Origin of the sequence: Microcoleus vaginatus FACHB-2002 (assembly GCF_040004035.1) — a bacterium.
Lineage (GTDB): Bacteria > Cyanobacteriota > Cyanobacteriia > Cyanobacteriales > Microcoleaceae > Microcoleus > Microcoleus vaginatus_C.
Map to the genome: position 1 here is coordinate 152,949 of NZ_JAMPLN010000005.1, position 18,966 is coordinate 171,914.

The window sequence follows — 18,966 nt, forward strand, 5'->3', positions numbered from 1 at the left end:
GCTAAATGCGATCGCCCACAATAATTTTCTATTCTACCTGAAATTTATGAACTGTTAAACAAGCCCCCGGATTCATCTGTGGAATGGGCATCTTGCCCGCCCGGAATGTTAAATTTTAATACTAAAAAATCGCTCGCCCTTACGCCCAAAACTACATAATGTGACATACAAGTTCGATCGTACTTATATCAAAAATCCTAAATCCCAAAACCTCATTGCCCAAACTGACCCTTTCTGTGCAAACCTAAAAAACAGCAGACACAATTTTATAAACTCTAATTACAGAACACTAGCAACCAGTTATGCAAACTCTGCCGAACCCCACTAAAACCCCCACCACCGAACCAACCTTCGACACCACCATCAAACGCCGCAAAACCCGGCCAGTCAAAGTCGGTAGCGTGACCATCGGCGGCGGCTACCCAATCGTCGTACAGTCGATGATTAACGAAGACACCCTCGACATCGACGGTTCAGTCGCCGGAATTCGGCGCTTGCACGAGATTGGCTGCGAAATCGTCCGCGTCACCGTGCCCAGCATGGCCCACGCCAAAGCTTTAGCCGAAATCAAGCAAAAACTGCACGCCACCTACCAACCCGTGCCCCTCGTGGCCGATGTCCACCACAACGGCATGAAAATTGCCCTGGAAGTGGCCAAACACGTAGACAAAGTGAGAATCAATCCCGGACTTTACGTGTTCGAGAAGCCGAAAGCCGACAGAACCGAATACACCGACGCCGAATTCGCGGAAATTGGCGAAAAAATCCGCGAAACCCTGGAACCTCTGGTGATTTCCCTGCGCGACCAAGGCAAAGCTTTGCGAATCGGCGTTAATCACGGTTCCCTCGCCGAACGAATGCTGTTTACCTACGGCGACACGCCTGAAGGCATGGTAGAATCCGCCCTGGAATTCATCAAAATTTGCGAATCCCTCGACTTCCGAAATATCGTAATTTCCCTGAAAGCCTCCCGCGCGCCGGTGATGGTTGCTGCTTACCGCTTGATGGCGCACCGGATGGACGAACTCGGCATGGATTACCCGCTGCATTTGGGCGTCACGGAAGCAGGAGACGGCGAATACGGCCGCATCAAATCCACCGCAGGCCTCGCACCTTTGTTAGCTGACGGTATTGGCGACACTATCCGCGTCTCGCTGACAGAGGCCCCAGAAAAGGAGATTCCCGTCTGCTACAGCATTCTGCAAGCCTTGGGACTGCGGAAAACGATGGTTGAGTATGTCGCTTGTCCTTCCTGCGGTCGCACTTTGTTTAATTTAGAGGAAGTGTTACACCAAGTGAGAGAGGCGACGAAGCATCTCACGGGTTTGGATATAGCAGTAATGGGCTGTATTGTCAATGGGCCCGGAGAAATGGCTGATGCTGATTACGGCTACGTCGGCAAGCAACCGGGTTATATTTCGCTGTACCGGGGCCGGGAAGAAATTAAGAAGGTGCCGGAAGACCGAGGCGTGGCAGAATTGATTGACTTGATTAAATCGGACGATCGCTGGGTTGATCCTTAATTGCTGTCGATCGCTCCTAATGCGTGTTTTTAAACCCGGAGATCCCCCCTAACCCCCCTTAGTAAGGGGGGGACAAGAGCGCTCAAAGTCCTTGTTAAGGGGGGACAATAACGCTCAAAGTCAACCCCTACTCCCCTTCTTAAGGGGGATTTAGGGGGATCGAGACTTTGATACAAACGAAAGAGATAGAGGGTTTCAGTCTTAAGTTGACACCGCAGAAGTCGGCAAAGTGGAATAATATATGTAGGCCAAACGCGAGCCGGCCTTGCCTGTGTTAGATTGAGCGTAATTATTCTGAACTCTTTTCCTCCCGCGCGTCACACAAATGGTTATAACAAAACGAGGGCTTGTTCTAAGTGCAGCAGCGGTGGTACTCACTGCCGTAACTCTTGCGAACACTGGTTGCAGTTCTAAATCTCTGGCTTCTTTTAGGGGAAGCCCTAAAGAGTTAGTTGATGAGGTTTGGCAAATTATTGACAAAAGTTATGTTGATGGCACTTTTAACCAGGTTGACTGGAAAGCGGTGCGGAATGATTATTTGAACCGGACTTATACCAGCGACGACGAAGCTTACAAAGCAATTCGGGAAATGCTGAAGAAGCTGGATGATCCTTATACGCGGTTTATGGACCCTCAAGAGTTCAGAAATATGCAGGTTGAAACTTCTGGGGAACTGACAGGAGTTGGGATTCAGTTGACTCAAGATGAGGAAACTAAGAAGTTGGTGGTGATTTCGCCGATCGAAGATACCCCTGCTTTTACTGCTGGTATTCTGGCAAAAGATATTATTACTAAGATAGATGGCAAGAGCACAGAAGGCATGGATACGAATCAAGCGGTAAGTTTGATTCGCGGTCAGGTGAATACTGAAGTGACGCTGACTATTTTGCGGGGAAGCAAGGAATTAGAATTTAAGCTGAAACGCGCTAAAATTGAAATTCATCCCGTGCGGAAGTCGGTGCAGAAAACTCCGATCGGAGAAGTCGGCTATATTCGCTTAAATCAGTTCAGTGCGAATGCTGCATCGGAAATGCGATCGGCAATTAAGGATTTGGAACAGAAAAAGGTAACGGGCTATATTTTAGACTTGCGTTCCAATCCCGGCGGGTTGCTGTACGGAAGTATTGAAATTGCTCGGATGTGGCTCAAAGAAGGTACGATCGTCTCGACGGTCGATCGAATCGGTGAGGCCGATAAACAAACGGCAAATAAGGCAGAGCTCACAGACAAACCGTTAGTTGTACTGGTAGATGGCGGTTCCGCAAGTGCTAGCGAGATTCTATCCGGTGCTTTGCAAGACAACAAACGCGCGGTTTTAGTGGGAACAAAGACGTTTGGTAAAGGTTTAGTTCAGTCAGTACGCGGCGTGGGAAATGGTGCCGGTTTGGCAGTGACAATTGCCAAGTATTTTACTCCCAAGGGCACTGATATCAACAAGGCCGGGATTGAACCGGATTTCAAGGTAGAACTCACCGAGGCTCAAAAACAGGAATTGAGGCGCGATCGCGATAAAATCGCTACGACGGCCGATCCGCAGTACGCAAAAGCTATGGAAGTTTTGACACAGCAAGTTACTGGTAAAACAGGGAACAATAAGGCGGAGTCGAAACCGAATGCAGCGCCACCTAAACCAAATGCAGCGCAAGCAAAACCGAGTGCAGCACCTTCTAAATCAAAGTAGAAAACCTGTGTGGGGTTTCAGTTGAAAACAAGCATTCGGGGGAAGATTTAGGGCTAAAAGCCAAGATTTTAAACTCGAATGCTTCGGTATTTTTTGCAATGCGTCCGGTGCAACAGAAATTTATATAATTCATCTGCGTTAATCTGTGTTAATCTGCCCTCATCTGCGGTAAAAAAAGAGAATGTATTAACCGCAGATGACAAGGGATTGACGCTGATTCACGCAGAGGAAGAGAAGAAATATCTGAAGAATTCCGATGCTAACAGATTTGATATCACGTTAGCTTTCGCGATGGGGAGGAAAGTAATAGTAATTCGTCATTGCGGCTGGCATTTGCCGGCGCGAATTAATCCGATGCGGCGGGCAATGGCATCTTCGGCAGAATCATAAGGGCCCCACTTTTCAATAATACTGGGGTTTTGTTGTTCGAGTTGGGCGATCGGCAAAATTTCGCAATTCCCCGCAGGACGTTTGACAATATAAAATTTTGGTGTGGCTGTCATAGATCAATTCGTGAAATAAAAGCTCGATACTAACTAACCAATTCGCTCATTATATCAAATCGGGAAACGGCACTGCCCTCTCCCAAGTGTGTCTTAGCATTAAACTCGCCGTCCTACAGTAGTTGAAACCCCTGCCGGAATGCGGGTTTAACCGTCGGCAACTAATAAGAATTAAAAAAAACTAACACTTTTGGAAGATGCCACAATATTTATCTATGATCAAAATATAGACATTTGTCTAAACAGTGCATTAAATCCTTTGAAAAGCACCCAAATATTCTAATCAATACCAAAAAAAACCATGCAATTTTTGCCCAAAACAATCCCTGAAATTCAACCAGAAATCTTACCAGTTAACGAATCACCGCCTGAACTTGTTACTTTCGATGTCGGGGGGATGAAATGTGCCGGCTGCGCGAAAGCTGTGGAACGCCAACTCATGCAATATTCAGGCGTAATTTCAGCTTGCGTTAACTTGGCCGTAGAAGTCGCGACGGTTGAGTGTGAACCGGGGGCTGTCGATGCAGAGGCTTTAGCGAAAAAGTTGACTGATAATGGATTTCCGTCTCAGTCTCGTTCAGGTGAAAATCAGTGGGAAGCAGAAGCGGCAACAATTGAACGACGGCGGCAAGAAATTCGACAGCAAATCAAGCAATTGACGATCGCCCTTATCCTAATTATTCTATCCGGTTTAGGTCACGTACTCGGCACAAAAGCCCCAATTCTCAGCAATATTTGGTTTCACTGGGGACTCGCCACCCTAGCTTTGCTGCTACCGGGCCGCCCGATTATCGTTGACGGGTGCCGCAGTTTGTGGCGAAATGCACCCAACATGAATACTTTGGTAGCTTTAGGCGCTGTCACAGCTTACACCGCTAGCAACGCGGCCCTGCTGTTTCCACGCATGGGATGGGAGTGCTTTTTTGACGAACCGGTGATGCTGCTGGGCTTTATTTTGTTGGGCAAAACTCTCGAACAGCAAGCCAGACGCCGCGCTGCATCAGCTTTGCAAGCTTTAATGGCATTGCAACCGGCGAAAGCCCGCTTAGTTGATTTTAAACTCCCGACTTTAGATGTGCGATCGGAAGAATTGCCTTTAAACTCGACATCAGAGGTCTACGATCCACAATACATTGAAATTCCCGCCGATCGCGTCCGAGTCGGAGAATGGCTGCAAGTTTTGCCAGGGGAAAAAATACCGGTAGACGGTGAAGTCTGCGAAGGCAAAACAACAATAGATGAGTCGATGCTGACTGGCGAATCGATGCCGGTTTTGAAGCAACCAGGAGATACAGTTGCCGCCGGAACTATCAATAAATCAGGGGCAGTTGTGATGCGGGCAACTCGCACCGGTAAGGAAACAACTGTAGCTCAAATGGTGGCTTTGGTGCAGGCAGCCCAAACTCGCAAAGCGCCGATTCAAAATTTAGCTGATACTGTGGCGGGATATTTTGTGTATGGGGTAATGGCGATATCGGTTTTAACTTTCCTATTTTGGTATTTTGCCGGGACTCATATTTGGCCTTCTGTGCTTTTAGGACACGGGGCAATGGATATGGGACACGGGGCAATGAATATGGGAAATGAATTGCCAATTATCCATTATCAATCGCCTTTGCTCTTAAGTTTGAAATTGGCGATCGCAGTTTTAGTCATCGCTTGTCCTTGCGCTTTGGGACTGGCTACCCCAACGGCAATTTTAGTCGGTTCTGGCATCGGGGCGGAGCGCGGGCTTTTAATTCGCGGTGGTGATGTTTTAGAACGGGTGCATCAATTAGATACGGTGGTTTTTGACAAGACTGGCACTCTGACAACCGGAAATCTCACACTCACAGATTATTTGCCGATTTTCCAGGATTCTGAGTTGGGTTTGAACTCAGATATTAATGTTGGCAACAGGCAAGATGCCTGTTCCACAAGTGATGGCTTTTCTGGAGACAAACAAGATGTTTGTTCCACAATTGATGGGGTTTCTGGAGAGAAACAAAATGTTAGTTCCACAATTGATGGATTTTCTGGAAACAGGCAAGATGCCTGTTCCACAATTGACTCAAAACTGCTGCAAATTGCGGCGGCGGTGGAAAGGGGCGCTTGTCATCCCATCGCCGCAGCGATTTTGCAGGAAGCTCAACAACAAGGTTTGCCGCTGCTAGCTGCTGAGGATTTCTGCACGGAACCGGGATTCGGGGTTTCTGCTTTGGTGGAGGGCCGACGGGTGTTCGCGGGGAATGCTGAGTGGATGATGGAGCAGGGGGTCGCTGTGGCGACGGAATTGTCGGGGTCTTTGCAAGGCAAAACGGCGGTTTACGTGGCTTCTGGGGGCGTTTTGCTGGGGGTAATCGGGCTAAAAGATACTCTGAGGCCGGATGCTAAGGCGGCGGTGGAACGTTTGCGGGGCATGGGATTGCGGGTGATGATGCTCACGGGCGATACGGCGTCTGCGGCGGCGGCGACGGCGCAGCAGCTAGGTTTGGCGGCGGCTGATGTTTTGGCCGGGGTGCGGCCGGAGGGGAAGGCGAGGGCGATCGCGACTTTGCAAGCCCAAGGCTGTAAAGTGGCTGTGGTGGGGGATGGCATCAATGATGCGCCGGCTTTGGCTCAAGCTGATGTCGGTATCGGTTTGCACTGCGGCACTGATGTCGCAGTTGAAACTGCTCAAATTGTGCTGATGCGAAATGCTTTGATGGATGTTGTTGAGTCGATCGAGCTGGGGCGCGCTACTTTTAATAAGATTCGCCAAAATTTATTTTGGGCTTTTGGTTACAATACTCTGGGAATTCCGGTGGCAGCGGGTATCTTGCTGCCTGCAACCGGAATTCTACTGAGTCCTGCGGCGGCAGGAGCATTTATGGCGTTTAGTTCTGTTAGCGTTGTTACAAATTCTTTGCTGCTGCGACGCGGATTTCGAGCTTAAATTTAGGGATTGCACATAAAAGTGGGAGGTCATCGGTCATTAGCTAGAAACTAATGACTAATGACCTCCTCCCAAGAGGGAGACAAACCCCTCACACCAGGAGTCGAGAGCCAAGAAGTTTCCACGTTAGTTAGAACCCCCTGATTCATCTGTGGAGTCAATCTAAAATCTAAAATGTAAAATCGACTGACTGATGGCTACAGTGCCATACTTTCCAAAAGTCGCCAGTTATTGTTGTTCATAATTGAACGACTCACTAGCTCGAACATTTGACGGCAGTGGTTGTTGGTTTGCAGGGGCAGTTCTTCGTTTTTAATCACGAAGTTCATGCGAACCTCTGAGTCGCTGGCCGTGTTTTTCTCAATTAGGACTTCTGCGGTGACAAGTTTGGCAAGGGAAACTTGACCGGGAAGCTCGCGAGCCATGACGGAATCTCCTGTATTGTAGATAATATCAAGATTGCATGACTCTAAAATTTCAATCAGGGATTGACGGAGACGGTCGATCGGAACGGCAACGATAAAAAAACCAGTATAGCGAGCCATAGACAACTCCAGCCGTGAGGCATTTAGACTTTATTATCATACCGAACCTAGAACAGATGAACAGAACAATATGGATTTATTTTATTTAGGTGGAAAGTTAGGGCAATGAAGGGCAAACTTATCGTGTTTGAGGGGGTTGAAGGTGGCGGTAAAACTACGCAAATGCAGCGCTTGATACAGTTCCTGCAAGCAAGTTGCTGTCTGAGAGTCCGCTTGGTGGCTACTCGCGAACCGGGGGGTACTGAGCTGGGAAGGGGACTGCGACATTTGTTGCTGAAACAAGATGGGGGCGAATCTGTATCCGATCGAGCAGAATTACTCATGTACGCTGCCGATCGCGCTCAACACGTCGAAACTTTTCTCCAACCCGAGTTATCCAAGGGAACGATTGTTTTATGCGATCGCTTTACTGACTCTACGATTGCTTATCAGGGCTACGGCCGCGGTCTTAACTTAAATTTAATTAGGCATTTGAATGAAATTGCCACCGGCGGCTTGGAAAGCGATCTGACTTTGTGGCTGGATATTAATGTGGAGGCGGGTTTGGCGAGGGTAAGGACCAGGGGAGGGTGCGATCGGATCGAGCAAGCAGATTTGAAGTTTCACCGCCTTGTACAGCAAGGTTTTGCGGAGTTAGCCGAGGAAAATAAATCTCGAATTGTCCGGATAAATGCCGATCGCCCTGAATATGAAGTCGCTCAGGAAATTCAAACTATTGTAACTAGCAGGTTAGAAGCTTGGGGATATTTAAATAATACCTCTTCTGAAAAATAGCGCTAGATCGTGTGTAGAGACACGGCAATGCCCTGTCCGGCTCCAAGAACTTACAATTTAACATTCTTAACTCAAAACAATTATTGAGCAGTCCCTTAAACCACAATAACCTTTTGGTATTATAGTAGCCGCGCCGACGGGTAGGATGTACTTAATTGCTAAAACCCTAGATTTTCATCCTTCATCCTTCATCCGTTACATCCCGTACATTGCTCGTTGCCGAACTTCCTTCTTCCGCCAACATGAATTATTTCACATCATTAATCGGACAAGAGCAAGCAGTAGAATTGCTAACACAAGCAGTCGAGCGCAACCGAATTGCTCCTGGTTATTTATTTGTCGGATCTAACGGCATCGGCAAAAGTTTAGCTGCTCAGTCTTTCATCGAGCTTTTATTCTCAGCCAATCTTCCCGAAACCCGACTCATAGCCTCCGTCCAAAATCGCGTGCGGCAGCGCAATCATCCAGACTTACTCTGGGTAGAACCAACTTACATGAGCCAAGGCAAACGGCTTACGCCAAAGGAAGCAGAGGAAGCCGGTTTAAAGCGGAAGGCACCGCCACAAATTCGCTTAGAACAAGTTCGAGAAATCGGTGATTTTCTCAGCCGACCGCCGCTAGAAGCTGCGCGTTCAGTCGTAGTTTTGGAACAAGCAGAAACAATGGGTGAGGGAGCAGCTAACGGCTTGTTGAAAACATTGGAAGAACCTGGAAAAGCAGCGCTCGTTTTAATTGCTCCGACTGTGGAAGCTTTGCTGCCGACTTTAATTTCCCGCTGTCAAAAAATCCAGTTTTCTCGGCTGAATCCCGAAGCAATGGCACAAGTTTTGCAGCAAGCGGGATTCGCGGAGATTTTAGATCATCCCGAGGTAATGGGAATGGCTCAGGGAAGTCCTGGGGAGGCAATTTCTATTTGGCAACAACTGCAATCAATACCCGATGATTTGCTGCAAAAGGTGAAGCAGTTGCCTCAAAACCTGCGGTCTGCTTTGGAATTGGCCAAGGAAATTGATAAAACTTTAGATACTGAATCTCAGTTGTGGTTGATCGATTATTTACAACACTGTTACTGGCAGCAATTTTTGGCAGGAGGAATTAGTCGATCGCCCTTAGAACCCTTGGAAAAAGCACGACAATATTTGCTAAACTACGTACAGCCGCGATTAGTTTGGGAATGCACACTAATGGGAATATGTCAAGCATAATCTAGTGCCGAGTTTGAGCGCAATACGATGGAAAAAGCCACATTTGCAGCAGGTTGTTTTTGGGGAGTTGAACACAAGTTTCGCGCCGTTGCGGGTGTCGTCTCGACTGCTGCGGGCTACACCGGAGGTCACTGGCCGAATCCCTGTTACCTGGATGTTTGCGCCAGAGTCACCGGTCACGCTGAATCAGTGCTCGTAGAGTACGATCGATCGCAGGTGAGTTACGAAGCACTGCTAGATGTATTCTGGAACTGTCACGATCCTACCCAAATCAATCGCCAAGGCCCCGACAGAGGCGAACAGTACAGGTCTGTGATTTTTTATCACAATTCCGAACAAGAAAAAGCCGCGCGCCTCTCCAAACAAAAATTGCAAATTTCCGGTAAATACGACAAAGATATTGCCACCGAAATCAAACCTGCTGGTGAATTTTATATGGCAGAGGATTACCACCAGCAGTATATTGAGAAGAAGCGGCTTTCGTCACAAGTTATTAGTTAACAAGTAGGCAAACTCGACAAAAAATAAGATATCGTAGGGGCAGGTAAGGCAATGATCTCTACTAGCCGCCAGTTTATTATTAATGTAAAACTCTGCCTCCCCCACACCATGTTTATTTCCATTTACTTAGTAATAAATCATTGGTCATGAAATAGTGTTTGGTAGTGGCAATCCCCCCGTGGTATCCCGATTCGATGGGGATGTGGCACAAGTCTCAGCTTGGAAAATTAGCAAAAGAATATAGATGCGGGGCGGGGAATGCCAGTCTGAAGAAGATCGATCGCGTTTTAAACAGCTTGTTACGCAAGTCATAATATTATAAAAATGCTGTAGTAGTTGGGCGCGTAAGACCCAAACAATTTTGCAAGAAAGCCTAACTGAAGATTGGGCATTTCTGTTTCAATTCTCTTGAGGAAATCCCACTTTTTGCGTCCCGGACTTTAGTTATTAGTCAGATGACACAAGGAAAAGGGAAGAATATCTTGTTTGGCAGTCTTGCTTGTTTATTTGCTAAGTTAGAGGTGGCGCTCTGTCATCAATAAACTTTAGATTTATGCACAGGTTATTAACTGGGAAACTGCGAATAGAATATTTAACAATACCCATCGCTAATCTTCCAGCAAATCTATCCGGTACTAAAATTGTACAGCTTACTGACTTTCACTATGACGGGGTGCGGCTGTCGGAAGGGTTGCTAGAAGAGGCGATTGCTGCGGCCAATGAAGCTGAACCCGACCTGATTTTTTTAACCGGTGACTTTATTACCTACGATCCCGCACCTATTTACACCTTAGTGCAGCGATTGAAAAATTTGCAAACTCGGACGGGAATTTACGCGGTTTTGGGCAATCACGACCACTATTGGCCGAGGGCAAAAACAGAGGTTGCTAATGCTTTAAATAGCGTCGGGATTCGGGTTTTGTACAACGAAGCAATCTATCCTTTGGGGTCAGAATTGGCTTTAGTTGGGTTAGCAGATTTTTGGTCGGGCGATTTTGCGCCTAAACCTGTAATGGCATCAATAAATCCCGCGATTCCTCGGATTGTCTTGTCTCACAATCCTGATACTGCTGAAAAGCTGCAAAATTGGCGGATTGATTTGCAGTTGTCTGGGCACACTCACGGCGGTCAAATCGTTATTCCCGGTATCGGCCCTTTGTACGCTTGGGTCAGAAAAATTGGCTATTTGATTCCTAAACGAATCCGAAAGTTCATTCCTTTGCTGTCGGCTTGCGATCGAGTAGTTACTCACTGGGAATGGGCTAGCGGTTTGCATCAGGTTGGGAGTAATTTGCTGTACGTGAATCGCGGTTTGGGGACTTATGCGCCGGGAAGGCTATTTTGTCCCCCGGAGGTGACAGTAATTACTTTGGTTTGTCAAGATACGTAAAGGCGGGTTTAGGGTGCATACTTTCCCGATAATAGATAATATAGCCGAAGGGAAAAGGAAGTTCGGCAACGGATTATGTAACGGATGTAACGGATGTAACGGATGTAATAGATGTCAGGAAGAAGGAAGAAGGAAGAAGGAAGAAGGAAGAGGGAAGAAGGAAGAAAGATTTTTGTACAATTTATATTATTTTTAATTGGCTTCTCCAAAGCGATATCCTCTGCCGTAGACTGTGTGAATTAGGACTGATTCACCCGGGGCTTCTATTTTGCGGCGCAGCAGGCGAATTTGAGCTGCTAATACATTGCTGCTGGGTTTTTCTGCTTCACTCCACAAATACTGGTGGATTTGTTCGTGTGTTAGCAATTGACCGGGATGGCGCATTAAGTATTCTAATAACTGGCATTCTTTTTCTGATAAGTCAATTGTGCGATCGCGCCGATAAGCTAATTGATTGTCGTAGTCTAGCTGTAAATCTGCAACTTGCAGCCGCCCGACAGCAACCTCGGCGTCAATAGTAGGAGGCCGCCGCAGTAAGGCGCGGACTCTGGCTAGCAGTTCTCGCAGTTCAAAAGGTTTGACCAAATAGTCGTCTGCACCGGCGTCGAGTCCTTGTACGCGATCGTCTACGGTATCTTTGGCGGTGAGAAATAGCACTGGCGTACTCCTTCCTTGCGATCGCAACTTCTGGCAAATTGCCAGTCCGGTTTGTCTCGGCAGCATCCAATCCAAAATTAGTAAATCGTAATTGCCCTGCATTGCTAAATTGCTGCCGCTTGCTCCGTCAAATGCCACATCAACTGTATAACCTTCGCGGGTTAAGACTCGACTCAAAGGGTCAGTTAACTCAACTTCATCATCAACTAAAAGAATCCGCATCCTGATTTCAAACTTGAGATTTGAGATTTTAGGTTAAGTAAACTGATTTTTCCTAGATTTTAATGTGTGGAATACTTTCCGTTTCGCTGCAAGCTGCTGCTACCCATTCCTGGATTGCAGGCAAGGCTAAAATAGCCTCCGCATAAGCTTTGGCTGATGAATCTAATTTGACTCCGTAGGTAACAAAACGCATAACAACGGGGGCAAACATAGCGTCAACAATTGTGAATTTTCCGAACAGCATATCGCCGCCTGTTCCGAATTTTTGGCGGCATTCGCGCCAAATGGCAAAGATGCGATCGATCTCTGCTTCTACACCGGGAGTCATCCCTTCTCCCGGATAGCGGTTGCGGCAGTCCATCGGCATATTGTCGCGCAAATTTTGGAACCCCGCGTGCATTTCGGCGGCAATGGAACGGGCGATCGCCCGTTCCGCTATATCCGCCGGCCACAAATCATTGGCAAAGCGATCGGCAACGTATTCGCAAATTGCTAATGATTCCCACACTTTCAGATCGCCGTGGATTAAAACTGGCACTTTTCCCGAGGGAGAATAGCGCCGAATTTCTTCATGCGTTGTAGGCCAGTCTAAGGGGATTCTCACCTCGGCAAATTCCAGTCCAGCTTGTTTCATCGCCAGCCAAGCACGCAGCGACCAAGAGGAATAATTTTTGTTGCCGATTACCAGAGTCAATTTGGTCATAATGTAGCTGTTAGCTATTTGCAATCGCCAGTTAAATTTTAAGTTTTAGAGTTGAATACACCAAGGCGTGATACACAATGACGAGCGCGCGAGCGGCCCGTTTTTTGCACCAGCCTCTGCAAGCATTTTACATTAACAGCCTCCCAGCGTTCCGGGTTTTTCTGCAAACTGCGATCGGGGGGCTGTATCGAACACACTTGATTTGGCATCGAATGATCTGTCTCTGTGGATTTTGGCATCGTTAGCGGTAGGTACGGCCACTGTATAGTGCATTTCCTCGGCCTCTAAACCACCGCCTGAGATGATTTCCTCTACTGTAATTTTTTTTAGGGAAGCCGGGTCTACCTTGTGAAATTTTCTGTCAAATTGTTGACTTTCAAACTCTTGATTGTTTTCCATACTGACCGCCATTGAAAAACGTGACGACCTAAAAAATTACTAAATATAATATATACCCAAACAAAGGATCGAGCAATAGCCAAAATTTATTTTTCGCTATGAACTCTATGTGTTATTCTGAGTTTGGTAAAAGCTGTTTCTGCTTAGACCGCGATCGCCCCCTTCCCAAATTGAGCAATTTACACTCTTAAAATTGACATGATTACTGTTGCACTTCCCAAAGGCGGACTGTTAGGAGATAGCATTCGGCTGTTTAAATCGGTTGGATTAGACTTCAGTGCTTTTCTCGATTCCTCTAACCGACAACTTCAAATTTATGACCCGACCGGCACTGCCAAAGCTTTGCTAGTAAGGACGCATGACGTACCGGTTTATGTGGAATACGGTCAAGCAGATTTGGGGATTGCTGGCTATGATGTTTTGCGGGAAAAAAAGCCGAAAGTGGCCAATTTAATTGATTTAAAATTTGGCAAGTGTCGGCTGTCGGTGGCTGTCAAGGAATCTAGTTCTTATCGACGAACTGTAGATTTGCCTCCTCACGGTAGAGTGGCTTCTAAGTTCGTACACTGTGCAAGGGAATATTTTCACAATTTGAATTTGCCGGTGGAAATTGTGCCGCTTTACGGTTCTGTGGAGTTAGGGCCGATTACGGGTATGTCGGAGGCAATTGTGGATTTGGTTTCGACTGGCAAAACTTTGCGAGAAAATGGTTTGGTGGAAATTGATGTTTTGTTTGAAAGTTCAGCTTATTTAATCGGTCATCCTCTGAGTTACCGTTTGAATGCGGGGGGGGTGAATGAGTTGATTGGGAAGTTGAGAGAGCAAGTTTTAACTACTGTTTGATGGTTTAAAATTAGAGTGCTTTGATTGGTTCGTAGATAAGTAGGGAAACGGCATTGCCCATTGGCGTCAACTTAAGCTGTCAGTCCGCTCAGTCCTTCCGTCCGCCGGTCAGTCCGCCAGGGAATGAATTCCACGGGGCTTATAGCTAAAGTCCTCTCCAAGAGGACTGAAGAACTCATTAGTCCTATGCAAGAGGACTTTAGCTTTGAGGCAGGGGTTTCAACAAGAGCCGGACTATTAGTTGTACGTTAAGTTGACACTAAACGGCAATGTCGTGTCCTACTCCCTGCGCCGGACACGGCATTGCCGTGCCCCTACAGATGCTAGCCTACTTTTCAGAATTGCTATAGGTTCGTAGCCAGGACTTTAGTCCTTATTTGCGCTAAAAAAGAGGACTGAAGTCCTCACTAGGAAAGGGATTCTTTTAGCTTAGCTGGTATTTGCGGTAAGAAAGAGGACTGAAATTCTCAGTACGAACAGGTTCTATTTAGTTAATTTCTGAGCGGTTACTTACAGGTATAAAACCTAGTTTTTCCTGGCAGCGATTTATATAAAAACGGACGACTGTATCAGCAGGATTTTGTTCGATTAGTTGCTGAAAATATCCCAAGGCTGCGACAAATCTTTCGGATTGCCATCCTTGAATTCCTTTGTCAAATAAACCCTGGGTAAGCTGCTTTGCCTCAGAGTCGGGACAGGAGGCTGCCCAGATTTCGTAGATTTCAATAGCTTGCTGCTTGCCACGCGGGGTTACTCGATCGATCCAGCGATAGTAATAATTATTGCTGGGCAAATGGCTGTTAGCAGCAGTCGCCCCAGAAGTAGAAATAATACTCTCCTGTGTTTCCACTTCTAAGTCGCACTTTAATAATAGACTTTCTTTTGAGTGGGAGTTGGAACTTATGCCATTTAGAAATTCTCTCGCATGAACGATCGCATTTTCGCTAACAATAATTTGGCAACCGTATATTTTAGTTAAATTTTCTAACCGAGAAGCTGTATTTACCACATCGCCGATGACTGTAGAGTCCATGCGGCGATCGGAACCCAAAGTGCCGATCATGCCGATACCTGTGTTAATTCCCGTACCAATATTGACGGGAGATTCTAAATTGTATTTATGGCGACTGGCATTAAATTCTTGCAAAGTTTCTTGCATTGCTACTGCGGCTTCGATCGCATCCATAGCGTGAGAATTCGGCTTGTCAAATACTGCCATGATTGCATCGCCTAGGTATTTGTCAATAAACCCGCCGTGAGACGTTATGCAATCGTTCATTTTAGTAAAAAAAGCGTTCAACCATTCAAATGTCTCGCGAGCTGGTTGAGATTCGGCGATCGTAGTAAACCCGCGAATGTCGCAAAATAAAACAGTCAGCTCTTCTTCTGTGACATTTCCCAACTGAATAGATTCTATTCCTTTCGGGGCAATTCGTCCGAGAAGTTGCTCTGGCACAAATAGCTGAAATTTTTCTGAAAGATATTCGTTGGCTTCCCAAGCTGCGGCAATTTGGCGTTTGCTTTGCTCTTTTACCTGCTGGTGGAATTGGGAAGATACAGCTTGCAATCGCATTTGACTCAAATGCAAAATATTTTCCACTTTTGCCAGCAACAAACGACTGTTAAAAGGTTTTGTCAAATAATCATCTGCCATCATTTCTAACCCTTTGATGCGAGACATATCGTCATCGAGGGCAGTTAAAAAAATCACCGGTACAGTTTGCAATGCCGTATCCTTCCGCAGGATCTCGCACACATCAAAACCGTTCATCTCCGGCATCATAATATCTAATAAAATTAAATCGGGTCGAGAGGCGCGGGCAAGGGAGAGTGCTTCATGGCCAGATAGGGCTGATACTGTAGCGTATCCTTTCAGGTGTAATAACTCTTCCAGTAAAGTCAGATTAGCTGGCTCGTCATCAACCAACATGATGCAGGGCGACTTGTTTGACATGGAATATGATCTAATATATTGAATTTAGCTCTGGAGTTGCGCGTGGGAAAGCTCGAAAACTGGTTGATGCGTATATTTCTCGTTACTAAACTCGATATTTTTCGTAGGAACCGGCTTTCGGAGACAAGTGCGGGCAAGTCATATACATATTTATCTACTCTTGAGTTTAACCTTTGTTGTTATCAATTATCATAATTGGCAGTGCTGGAACTGCAAATAATTATTGTTATCCCAGAAAAGAACGGACTGTAGCGATCATCAAATTCAAATCCAGTGGCTTGCTCAAATAAGCAGAAGCGCCAGCTTCCAAACATCGATCGCTGTCACCCGGCATAGCCATCGCTGTCACCGCAATCATCGGTATCGAGTCCCAGACAGGATCGGCTTTAACTCGGCGCATCAACTCAAAGCCGTCAACATCGGGCAACTGAATGTCCATCAAAATCAAATCCGGCAGCAACTCCGGGGCTGCAGAGGCGGCGAGAATACGATCGGCCATAGCCTTCCCATCCGCGAGTATCTCTACCCCGTACCCCTCCAATTCCATCACCTCAGAAATTAACATTTGGTTAAAAGGCTGGTCTTCGACAACCAAAATCCGCTTCCTGCCAATTGGTAAAGCAATCGCAGAAGCAGGAACTAACTTGGTATCCAAAGCACAAGAAGCAAAGTTTCCCAACTGTTGACGCATCTCCGTCAACGGCAGCCAAACGCGGAAAAGACTTCCCCGATCGCAAACAGATTGAAAAGAAACAGTTCCCCCGTGCAATTCTGCCAGACGCTTAGTCAAAGCCAAACCCAAACCTGTACCTTCGTGCCGCCGAGTCAGGGAAGAATCCACCTGTTGAAAAGGTCGAAATAGCAAGTGCCAGCGGTCTTGAGGAATACCGATGCCGGAGTCTTGCACCTCAAAACAAAAATAAGGAGTGCTGGCATTTACAGGAGAACAATCCGGCCGGTAGTCGCCCTCTATTTCACTGCCGTAGACCAGACGCCCGCTGAGTTTAACTTGTCCCTGTTCGGGGGTAAATTTGATGGCATTGGAAAGTAAATTAATCACAATTTGTCGTACTCGCCGTTCGTCGAGCCAAACTTTAGTAATACGGTAGTCGAGTTCTAAAGACAAACCGATTCGCTTTTTGTCTGCCCGTGGCTGCATCATTTTCAGACAGTCTGTCGCGAGTTCTTGAACGCGAACAGGCTGTAAGTTTAGTTCTACTTTCCCGGCTTCTATTTTAGAAAGATCGAGAATATCGTTGATTAGCTGCAACAAGTGCTGGCCGCTTTTTTCGATTAGTTCTACATAGTTGATTTGTCGATCGCTCAACTGTCCGGCTGTTTGTCGCAGCAGCAAGTCAGAAAATCCGAGAATGCTGTTGAGAGGCGTCCGCAATTCGTGGGACATTGAGGCTAAAAACTCGGATTTCAACTGAGAAGAATACTCTAATTCTTCGTTAACTTGGCGCAGGTTTTCTTGTGTCTGAGCCCGCTCGATCGCCGCCCCCAGAGTCCGGCAAGCAGCCTCCAGCACTTCTTGGTGGACGGCGGTTTGCAGTTTTTTGACGTTGCGGGACTCCAGCGTCAGCACTCCGATAATTGTACCGTCGGTAGCTGCGATCGGAAAAATGCCCAGTTGTCCGATTCCCGGATGCCGAAATTCCGGCACGGCATTGGGATGTTGGGCATAATCCTCTACGAACACAGGTTTACCAGTTTTCACCACTTCCCACAGCAAACCCATGCCGTAGGGAATGCCTTGGTCGAGCAATTCTTGCATTGCTGCGACAACTGGTTCCCCGTAAGTAGCCAAAAATTGACTAGAAATTTGGTTGGAAATCGCCGCCGCTTGCCGATCGTTTCCCTTGCCACTAATCACCTTAACATCTCCGAAAGCTGCATTCATTGCCTCTACCAGATAGGTGAGGGCAAACTGACCTATTTCTTGCAAACTGTCAGACTTTTGCAGGCGTTCGGTTAAACCTAAAAGAAAGCTCAGCCGCCTGACTTCTGCGTTCAAGCTAGCTTGGGAGTTTTGGTATACCGTAACGTCTCGAAAGGTTAACAGCCGTCCGCCGCTGTTGGTAATCGTGGCGCACACCTCCAAACAAACCGCATTGGATTGCTCGAAATAAAATGATAAACTTTCATGCTGAGATGTTTCGAGTGCTTGCTGAAACTCTTGCCACTGCTGAACAGACAAGTAACCCCGATCGACAATTTCCGCAAACAGCAAGTGGCACTTTGGCTTTGTTTCCAGCCATTCTGGGGACAGTTCCCACATAGCGGCCAATTTTTTGTTAAACAAAACTAAGCAGTCAGACGAGTCGAACAGAGCGATCGCATTGTCTACTTGGTTGAGAATCAGTTCTTGGTCTGCCCTCAACTGGTGCAAGTCTCTCTCCATTTTCTCTGTGGGTGTAGCTCTTAGTTTCGTTGTCATAACTTTCTAGGGATATGGCAAGAATTATTTTATAATCCCTTACTTAATGTGACATAATTTTAGGTTTTTGGGCAGTGAGGGCGATCGATCGGCCTTGTGATCTGAGACACTTGCTGGTTTCCGAGGGCGATCGGAACCTGCTTTGAACTGCATCGCTACAGTGGTTAATCATGAGGTAATAAGGAGGAAAATCCTTATGACAGAAGCCGAATCTTTTAATAACAATGCTGTCGAAGCTGATGGCATCTGACTTGAAACTCTTGTGTCCAACCCTGTGCTAAATTGACCCATAATAAAAACTAATTCCGGCGATAATAAATCAGCATATAGCAATCTTAAATAATTTGTGAATTTCTTACGGACTCCCCGCAGGTTCGGGGAGGGTTGGGGTGGGGTAAAAAAAATACGACTACTGCAAAAATTGCTATAGGTAAAATGCAATCATGACATTACCCTTAATTTTTATTAGCAATAACTTGGTTATTGGGATTAACTGCTCAAGTAAGCGTTGGATTCAAAAACATAGGCATAAGGCGCGCACGGCTCACCCGGAGACAGTGATATCAGTTTCAAAAAAGCAACTGTAGGCTCGTGTTCCCAACCCATACACAATCAGTTATTCCCAATAATTTAATCTAAAATTGTGCGACGGAGCGCTCACGCCGAAGTCGAAAATCTACAATGGTATGAGTTATTACGATCGCACTTATGA

General features: G+C 46.5%; 15 protein-coding genes. 8 read left to right on the top strand and 7 right to left on the bottom strand.

Going from position 1 to position 18,966, the window contains the following annotated elements:
- Positions 1-302 precede the first annotated feature (302 nt).
- Both ispG and ctpC read left to right on the top strand, forming a co-directional pair.
- Positions 303-1,523 (top strand): (E)-4-hydroxy-3-methylbut-2-enyl-diphosphate synthase, encoded by a 1,221-nt coding sequence (gene ispG / locus NDI35_RS06560; protein ID WP_445312012.1) that lies wholly within the window; start codon positions 303-305, stop codon positions 1,521-1,523.
- A gap of 325 nt (positions 1,524-1,848) precedes the next feature.
- On the top strand, positions 1,849-3,204 hold the full coding sequence (gene ctpC, locus NDI35_RS06565) for a carboxyl-terminal processing protease CtpC (protein WP_445312013.1): 1,356 nt from the start codon (positions 1,849-1,851) through the stop codon (positions 3,202-3,204).
- 317 nt (positions 3,205-3,521) lie between these two features.
- Here ctpC and NDI35_RS06570 read toward each other — a convergent pair whose 3' ends face one another.
- On the bottom strand, positions 3,522-3,707 hold the full coding sequence (locus tag NDI35_RS06570) for a DDE transposase family protein (RefSeq protein ID WP_445312014.1): 186 nt from the start codon (positions 3,705-3,707) through the stop codon (positions 3,522-3,524).
- A 301-nt stretch (positions 3,708-4,008) separates the two neighbouring features.
- Between NDI35_RS06570 and NDI35_RS06575 the strand changes: the two genes are divergently transcribed.
- Positions 4,009-6,621, top strand: a complete 2,613-nt coding sequence (locus NDI35_RS06575; protein WP_445312015.1) for a heavy metal translocating P-type ATPase — start codon at positions 4,009-4,011, stop codon at positions 6,619-6,621.
- Between the two features lie 197 nt (positions 6,622-6,818).
- Here NDI35_RS06575 and NDI35_RS06580 read toward each other — a convergent pair whose 3' ends face one another.
- Positions 6,819-7,166, bottom strand: coding sequence for a hypothetical protein (locus tag NDI35_RS06580; protein ID WP_333066630.1), 348 nt, complete (start codon positions 7,164-7,166; stop codon positions 6,819-6,821).
- 105 nt (positions 7,167-7,271) lie between these two features.
- Here NDI35_RS06580 and tmk point away from each other — a divergent pair, with 105 nt between their 5' ends.
- The 4 genes from tmk to NDI35_RS06600 all read left to right on the top strand — a co-directional run bounded on the left by tmk (position 7,272) and on the right by NDI35_RS06600 (position 11,036).
- Positions 7,272-7,940, top strand: coding sequence for a dTMP kinase (gene tmk / locus NDI35_RS06585; protein WP_445312016.1), 669 nt, complete (start codon positions 7,272-7,274; stop codon positions 7,938-7,940).
- 242 nt (positions 7,941-8,182) lie between these two features.
- On the top strand, positions 8,183-9,145 hold the full coding sequence (locus tag NDI35_RS06590) for a DNA polymerase III subunit delta' (protein ID WP_445312104.1): 963 nt from the start codon (positions 8,183-8,185) through the stop codon (positions 9,143-9,145).
- 27 nt (positions 9,146-9,172) lie between these two features.
- Positions 9,173-9,646 carry a peptide-methionine (S)-S-oxide reductase MsrA gene (msrA, locus tag NDI35_RS06595; protein ID WP_445312017.1) on the top strand — a complete coding sequence of 158 codons (474 nt, stop codon included), beginning with the start codon at positions 9,173-9,175 and terminating at the stop codon, positions 9,644-9,646.
- A gap of 553 nt (positions 9,647-10,199) precedes the next feature.
- On the top strand, positions 10,200-11,036 hold the full coding sequence (locus NDI35_RS06600) for a metallophosphoesterase (protein WP_445312018.1): 837 nt from the start codon (positions 10,200-10,202) through the stop codon (positions 11,034-11,036).
- Between the two features lie 192 nt (positions 11,037-11,228).
- On the opposite strand, the gene rppA is transcribed toward NDI35_RS06600, so the two are convergent.
- The 3 genes from rppA to NDI35_RS06615 all read right to left on the bottom strand — a co-directional run bounded on the left by rppA (position 11,229) and on the right by NDI35_RS06615 (position 13,017).
- Positions 11,229-11,915, bottom strand: coding sequence for a two-component system response regulator RppA (rppA, locus tag NDI35_RS06605; RefSeq protein WP_445312019.1), 687 nt, complete (start codon positions 11,913-11,915; stop codon positions 11,229-11,231).
- A gap of 52 nt (positions 11,916-11,967) precedes the next feature.
- Positions 11,968-12,618: a glutathione S-transferase family protein gene (locus NDI35_RS06610; protein WP_445312020.1), complete on the bottom strand. Its 651-nt coding sequence runs from the start codon at positions 12,616-12,618 to the stop codon at positions 11,968-11,970.
- A gap of 132 nt (positions 12,619-12,750) precedes the next feature.
- The gene (locus NDI35_RS06615) at positions 12,751-13,017 is read right to left on the bottom strand and encodes a hypothetical protein (protein WP_445312021.1); all 267 of its coding nucleotides are present in this window, start codon (positions 13,015-13,017) and stop codon (positions 12,751-12,753) included.
- A gap of 198 nt (positions 13,018-13,215) precedes the next feature.
- Here NDI35_RS06615 and hisG point away from each other — a divergent pair, with 198 nt between their 5' ends.
- Positions 13,216-13,860 (top strand): ATP phosphoribosyltransferase, encoded by a 645-nt coding sequence (gene hisG, locus NDI35_RS06620; RefSeq protein WP_333076539.1) that lies wholly within the window; start codon positions 13,216-13,218, stop codon positions 13,858-13,860.
- 487 nt (positions 13,861-14,347) lie between these two features.
- Here hisG and NDI35_RS06625 read toward each other — a convergent pair whose 3' ends face one another.
- Both NDI35_RS06625 and NDI35_RS06630 read right to left on the bottom strand, forming a co-directional pair.
- Positions 14,348-15,814 carry a response regulator gene (locus tag NDI35_RS06625; protein ID WP_445312022.1) on the bottom strand — a complete coding sequence of 489 codons (1,467 nt, stop codon included), beginning with the start codon at positions 15,812-15,814 and terminating at the stop codon, positions 14,348-14,350.
- A 226-nt stretch (positions 15,815-16,040) separates the two neighbouring features.
- Positions 16,041-18,254 carry an ATP-binding protein gene (locus tag NDI35_RS06630; protein ID WP_445312023.1) on the bottom strand — a complete coding sequence of 738 codons (2,214 nt, stop codon included), beginning with the start codon at positions 18,252-18,254 and terminating at the stop codon, positions 16,041-16,043.
- Between the last annotated feature and the right edge of the window lie 712 nt (positions 18,255-18,966).

Bases quoted from the DNA above. Each gene is read 5' to 3' on its own strand.
- ispG (WP_445312012.1), top strand. From the start codon at position 303: ATGCAAACTCTGCCGAACCCCACTAAAACCCCCACCACCGAACCAACC.
- ctpC (WP_445312013.1), top strand. From the start codon at position 1,849: ATGGTTATAACAAAACGAGGGCTTGTTCTAAGTGCAGCAGCGGTGGTA.
- NDI35_RS06570 (WP_445312014.1), bottom strand. From the start codon at position 3,707: ATGACAGCCACACCAAAATTTTATATTGTCAAACGTCCTGCGGGGAAT.
- NDI35_RS06575 (WP_445312015.1), top strand. From the start codon at position 4,009: ATGCAATTTTTGCCCAAAACAATCCCTGAAATTCAACCAGAAATCTTA.
- NDI35_RS06580 (WP_333066630.1), bottom strand. From the start codon at position 7,166: ATGGCTCGCTATACTGGTTTTTTTATCGTTGCCGTTCCGATCGACCGT.
- tmk (WP_445312016.1), top strand. From the start codon at position 7,272: ATGAAGGGCAAACTTATCGTGTTTGAGGGGGTTGAAGGTGGCGGTAAA.
- NDI35_RS06590 (WP_445312104.1), top strand. From the start codon at position 8,183: ATGAATTATTTCACATCATTAATCGGACAAGAGCAAGCAGTAGAATTG.
- msrA (WP_445312017.1), top strand. From the start codon at position 9,173: ATGGAAAAAGCCACATTTGCAGCAGGTTGTTTTTGGGGAGTTGAACAC.
- NDI35_RS06600 (WP_445312018.1), top strand. From the start codon at position 10,200: ATGCACAGGTTATTAACTGGGAAACTGCGAATAGAATATTTAACAATA.
- rppA (WP_445312019.1), bottom strand. From the start codon at position 11,915: ATGCGGATTCTTTTAGTTGATGATGAAGTTGAGTTAACTGACCCTTTG.
- NDI35_RS06610 (WP_445312020.1), bottom strand. From the start codon at position 12,618: ATGACCAAATTGACTCTGGTAATCGGCAACAAAAATTATTCCTCTTGG.
- NDI35_RS06615 (WP_445312021.1), bottom strand. From the start codon at position 13,017: ATGGAAAACAATCAAGAGTTTGAAAGTCAACAATTTGACAGAAAATTT.
- hisG (WP_333076539.1), top strand. From the start codon at position 13,216: ATGATTACTGTTGCACTTCCCAAAGGCGGACTGTTAGGAGATAGCATT.
- NDI35_RS06625 (WP_445312022.1), bottom strand. From the start codon at position 15,814: ATGTCAAACAAGTCGCCCTGCATCATGTTGGTTGATGACGAGCCAGCT.
- NDI35_RS06630 (WP_445312023.1), bottom strand. From the start codon at position 18,254: ATGACAACGAAACTAAGAGCTACACCCACAGAGAAAATGGAGAGAGAC.